We start from the raw sequence: 862 nt of genomic DNA, 5'->3' as shown, positions 1-862 counted from the left end.
TAGGCTGCATACTCATAAACGGGATTCCCAAATTGGGTGATTTATGATTCCCCTTTGTCCTCTGTAGAGCAAGCTACGGAGGACAGATGAGCCGGCGGCGTTACGAACTGACGGATTACGAATGGTCTGTGATACAGCCTTTGTTGCCCAACAAATCCCGCGGCGTGCCACGCGTGGACGACCGGCGGGTGATCAACGGCATTCTCTGGCGCTTTCGCACCGGCAGTCCCTGGGCCGATATCCCCGAGCGCTATGGACCGCCGACCACCTGCTACAATCGCTTTGTACGCTGGCGGCAAGCCGGGGTTTGGGATCGGCTGCTGCAGGAGATCGCCCGGGCCTACGACGGCGACATCATCATGATCGACTCCTCCTGTGTCCGGGTCCATCAGCAGGCCGCAGCGACAAAAAGGGGGATCGCGACGATGGCGGCATGGGACGTTCCCGTGGCGGCCTGACCACCAAGATCCATGCCCTTGTGGATGCCGAAGGCAGGCCCGTTGATCTGAAGCTGACGGCTGGACAAGCTCATGACGGCAAGACTGGAGAAAGCCTGCTGGGATACTTGAACGCGGATGGTATCCTGCTTGCGGACAAGGCCTATGACAGCAGCAGCATTCGCAGTCTGGCGGCCGAACGCGGTGCCTGGGCCAACATCCCGGCCAGGAAGAACAGAAGGGAAAGTTTCACCTTCAGCCAGTATCTCTACAGATATCGTAACCTGGTCGAGCGCTTCTTCGGGAAAATCAAGCAGTTCAGAGGCATCGCAACACGTTATGACCGCAAACCGGAAAACTACCTCGCCGCGCTCAAGCTGGCTTCACTCCGCATCTGGTTGAAGTCTTATGAGTCTGCGGCCTAG

Annotated in this window: 1 protein-coding gene; it reads left to right on the top strand. The window is 58.2% G+C overall.

Going from position 1 to position 862, the window contains the following annotated elements; all coding sequences use genetic code 11:
* Positions 1 to 86 precede the first annotated feature (86 nt).
* Positions 87 to 862 (top strand): IS5 family transposase gene (locus tag ACFOW6_RS17710; protein ID WP_382423765.1). Its coding sequence is split into 2 segments (ribosomal slippage): positions 87 to 405 and positions 405 to 862, totalling 777 coding nucleotides; the frame shifts between segments, so codons are not numbered across the junction.

This window comes from Fodinicurvata halophila (assembly GCF_042651425.1).
GTDB lineage: Bacteria > Pseudomonadota > Alphaproteobacteria > Kiloniellales > DSM-21159 > Fodinicurvata > Fodinicurvata halophila.
The sequence above is the reverse complement of the archived record's forward strand: the minus strand, read 5'-3'. Positions and strand labels throughout refer to the sequence as shown.